Below are 4236 nucleotides of genomic sequence, written 5' to 3' on the forward strand. Positions count from 1 at the left end.
GGCCGACGGGCCCTTCCCGGCCACGGCGGGCGGGGCCCAGGCCGGGCGCACCGCCCACGGCGCCGCAGCCGAAGACGCGACCCCGCCCCGGCCCGGCGCCGCAGGGGCCGGTCGGGGGCCGCACGGGCCCTCGTACAAGAAGGAACGGCGCTGGCGGGCTCCCGAGGCGCGCCGGAGCAACGCCCTGCACGCGGGAGCCTGGTGGCTGTGGGCCCTGGGGCTGGCGACCGCCGCCTCCCGGACCACCAATCCGCTGCTGCTCGGGCTGATCGTCGGCGTCGCCGGTTACGTGGTCGCCGCCCGCCGCACCGAGGCGCCCTGGGCGCGCTCCTACGGCGCCTTCGTCAAGCTCGGCCTGTTCGTCATCGGGCTGCGGCTGCTGTTCTCCGTGCTGCTGGGCTCCCCCATCCCCGGCGCCCACACCCTGTTCACCCTGCCCGAGGTGCCGCTGCCGGCGTGGGCGCAGGGCATCCGGTTCGGCGGCCGGGTCACCGCCGAGCAGCTGGTGTTCGCCTTCTACGACGGGGCGAAGCTGGCGACCCTGCTGGTCTGCGTCGGCGCGGCGAACGCCCTCGCCAATCCGGCGCGGCTGCTGAAGTCGCTGCCCGCCGCGCTGTACGAGGCGGGCGTGGCCGTCGTCGTCGCGATGACCTTCGCGCCGAACATGGTCGCGGACGTGGCCCGGCTGCGGACCGCGCGCCGGCTGCGCGGCCGTCCCACGGGCGGGGTGCGGGCCGTCCTCCAGATCGGGCTGCCGGTGCTGGAGGGTGCGCTGGAGCGCTCGGTGGCGGTGGCCGCGTCGATGGACGCGCGCGGGTACGGGCGTACGGCGCAGGTCCCGCCGGCGGTGCGGCACACCACCAACGCCCTCACGCTGGGCGGGCTGCTCGGCATGTGCGCGGGCACGTACGGGCTGCTCGCGGCGGAGGGGGCCGCGTACGGGCTGCCGCTGCTCGGCATCGGCGTGGTCCTGGCGCTCGCGGGGCTGCGGCTGGGCGGGCGGCGCAGCGTCCGCACCCGCTACCGGCCCGACCGGTGGGGGGTGCGCGCCTGGCTGGTCGCCGGGTCGGGGGCGGCGGTGGCGGCCCTGCTCGTCCACGCGGGGTCGGTGGATCCGGAGGGGCTGCGGCCGGGCGTGGTGCCGCTGGTCGCTCCGGGGCTGCCGTTGTGGCCCGCGGCGGCGGTCCTGCTCGGCCTGCTCCCGGCGTTCGTGGCGCCCGTTCCGTCCCCTCCCTCCACCAAGGAGCCGTCCCGTTGATCCGCTTCGACCAGGTCTCCGTGACGTACGAGGGTGCCTCGCGCCCCTCGCTGCGGAACGCGGACTTCACCCTCCCTGAGGGGGAGCTGACCCTCCTCGTCGGCCCGTCGGGGGTCGGCAAGTCGACCCTGCTGGGGGCGGTGTCCGGGCTGGTCCCGCACTTCACGGGCGGCACGCTGCGGGGCCGGGTGACGGTGGCCGGGCGTGACACCCGTACGCACCTGCCGCGCGAGCTCGCGGACGTGGTGGGGACGGTGGGGCAGGATCCGCTGGCCCATTTCGTGACGGACGTGGTGGAGGACGAGCTGGCGTACGGGATGGAGTCGCTGGGGCTGGCGCCGGCGGTGATGCGCCGGCGGGTGGAGGAGACCCTCGACCTGCTGGGCCTGAACGAACTGCGCGACCGTCCGATCGCGACGCTGTCCGGCGGGCAGCAGCAGCGGGTCGCGATCGGCTCGGTCCTCACGACGCACCCGCGCGTCCTGGTCCTGGACGAGCCCACCTCCGCGCTGGACCCGGCTGCGGCGGAGGAGGTCCTCGCCGTCCTGCAGCGGCTGGTGCACGACCTGGGCACGACGGTCCTGATGGCGGAGCACCGCCTGGAGCGGGTGGTGCAGTACGCCGACCGCGTCCTGCTGCTCCCGTCCCCGGGCGCGGCCCCGGTCCTGGGCACGCCGTCGGACATCATGGCCGTCTCCCCGGTCCACCCGCCGGTGGTCTCCCTGGGCCGCCTGGCGGGCTGGACCCCCCTCCCCCTCTCCGTCCGCGACGCCCGCCGCCAAGCCGCTCCCCTCAGGTCCCGCCTGTCCTCCGCCCCGGACCCCGGTCCTCAAACGCCGGACGGGCTGGACATTCCAGCCCCGCCGGCGTTTGAGGCGCGGGGGGCCGGGGGCGGAGCCCCCGAAACGGGGTCCGGGGCGGAGCTCCTGGGGGTCCCCCCGGCGGTAGCTGGGGGAGGAACGGTGGAAGGGCGGGGCGGGGAGCGGCTCCGCGCAGCGGCACCCAGCGCACCCGCGCCGGCAACCGCACCCCCCGGCCCCCTGACCCGGCTGGCCCGGCTCTGGCGGCGCGACCCGGCCGACGCCCCGGCCCGCACCCCCGGCCACACCCCGGCCGGAGCCGGCCCCGGCACCCCCGACGCCACCGGCACCCCCGCGGCCACCGCCACCCGCCTCGGTATGCGCCGTGCCCGCGCCGAGGTCCTCCACGACATCACCCTCACCGTCGCCCCCGGCGAGACCATCGCCCTCATGGGCCGCAACGGCGCCGGCAAGTCCACCCTCCTCGCCGCCCTCACCGGTACCCTCGCCCCCACCACCGGCCAGGTGACCGTCGGCGGCCGCACCCCCCACCGCACTCCGCCCCCCGAGATGGTCCGCCGCGTCGGCCTGGTGCCGCAGGAGCCCCGTGACCTCCTCTACGCCGACACCGTCGCCGCCGAGTGCGCCGCCGCCGACGCCGACGCGCACGCCGCGCCCGGGACCTGTCGTGCCCTGGTCAGCGCCCTGCTGCCGGACGTACCGGACGGCACCCACCCCCGGGACCTGTCCGAGGGCCAGCGCCTCACCCTCGCCCTCGCCCTAGTCCTGACCGGCCGCCCCGCCCTTCTCCTCCTGGACGAGCCCACCCGCGGCCTGGACTACGCCGCCAAGGCCCGGCTCGTCGAGACCCTGCGCGCCCTGGCCGCCGACGGCCACGCCATCGTCCTCGCCACCCACGACGTGGAGCTCGCCGCCGAGCTGGCCCACCGCGTGGTGATCCTGGCGGGCGGCGAGATCGTCGCGGACGGGCCGACCGCCGAGGTCGTGGTCTCCTCCCCCGCCTTCGCCCCGCAGGTGGCGAAGATCCTGGCCCCGGACCACTGGCTCACCGTCTCCCAGGTGGCCGCCGCGCTGGAGGCCACCCCATGACCCGCGCCGCCCCGACGCGCCCGGTCCGCATCGGCCCCCGCGCCGCCGCGGCCCTGGTCCTCGTCACCCTCATCGGCATCGCCGCCTTCGGCTGGCCCCTGCTCGCGGACCGCCAGTCCGGGCTGGCCCACTCCCAGGACGCCCCCTGGCTCTTCGCCGCCCTGCTCCCGCTCCTCGTGGCCGTCGTCGTCGCGACCATCGCCGACCAGGGGATGGACGCCAAGGCGGTGGCGATGCTGGGCGTGCTGGCCGCCGTCGGGGCGGCGCTGCGGCCGCTGGGTGCGGGTACGGCCGGCCTGGAGCCCATGTTCTTCCTGATGGTGCTCAGCGGCCGCGTCCTCGGGCCCGGCTTCGGCTTCGTCCTCGGCTCCGTCACGATGTTCGCGTCGGCCCTGCTCACGGGCGGGGTGGGGCCGTGGATGCCGTTCCAGATGCTGGCCCTGGGCTGGTTCTCGCTGGGCGCCGGGCTGCTGCCGGGGGCGACGGGGGTCCCCCCTCGTCGGATCCGGGGGCGGGCCGAGCTGGCGATGCTCGCGGCGTACGGGTTCCTGGGCTCGTTCGCGTACGGGACGGTCATGAACCTCCAGGGCTGGGTCCTGCTCCAGGGGATGGGGCAGGGGATCTCCTTCCACCCGGGCGACCCGGTGCCGGAGAACCTCACCCGTTTCCTCGCGTACTGCGTGGCGACCTCGCTGGGCTGGGACCTGGGGCGGGCGGCGCTGACCGTGGTGCTGACCTTCGCCCTCGGGGGCACGCTGCTGCGGGCGCTGCGGCGGGCGACTCGGAAAGCTGCGTTCGACGCGCCCGTTTCCTTCGATTCGGCGGCCGGAAGTGGCCCGGGACACGCACCTGACAGGGTGCAAGCCGATACATAACGTGATATCCGGGCCCGGTTGCGGTGAGGCGGCCCACAGGACCCAGGTCACATTCGGCCCGCCCTAGTAGCCGGTCCCGCACCCCCGCACACCGGCCTCCACCAGCGAGGACGGCCGCCGCGCCGGGTCGGGACCTTCCGCCCGTCCTGCGAGGGCCGCTAGTAGGAGGGGGGCGTTGCCAGGGCGCCGGCGC

Annotated in this window: 3 protein-coding genes; all 3 read left to right on the plus strand. The window is 76.7% G+C overall.

Annotated features, from left to right (window positions below):
- Positions 1–184 precede the first annotated feature (184 nt).
- Genes AB0F18_RS38645 through AB0F18_RS38655 form a run of 3 tightly spaced genes read left to right on the plus strand, consistent with a single transcriptional unit; the run spans position 185 to position 4043 of the window.
- A complete protein-coding gene (locus AB0F18_RS38645; RefSeq protein ID WP_362070071.1) occupies positions 185–1258 on the plus strand; it encodes an energy-coupling factor transporter transmembrane protein EcfT in 1074 nt (357 codons plus the stop codon).
- A complete protein-coding gene (locus tag AB0F18_RS38650) occupies positions 1255–3168 on the plus strand; it encodes an ATP-binding cassette domain-containing protein (RefSeq protein ID WP_362070066.1) in 1914 nt (637 codons plus the stop codon). Before AB0F18_RS38645 ends, AB0F18_RS38650 begins: the two co-directional genes overlap by 4 nt.
- On the plus strand, positions 3165–4043 hold the full coding sequence (locus AB0F18_RS38655; protein ID WP_362070069.1) for an ECF transporter S component: 879 nt from the start codon (positions 3165–3167) through the stop codon (positions 4041–4043). The genes AB0F18_RS38650 and AB0F18_RS38655 overlap by 4 nt, the downstream gene beginning before the upstream one ends.
- Positions 4044–4236: the final 193 nt, after the last annotated feature.

Source organism: Streptomyces sp. NPDC029216 (genome assembly GCF_040648015.1).
Classification (GTDB): domain Bacteria; phylum Actinomycetota; class Actinomycetes; order Streptomycetales; family Streptomycetaceae; genus Streptomyces.

Excerpts from the sequence above, each read along its gene's own strand:
- AB0F18_RS38655 (WP_362070069.1), top strand. The coding sequence starts at position 3,165 with ATGACCCGCGCCGCCCCGACGCGCCCGGTCCGCATCGGCCCCCGCGCC.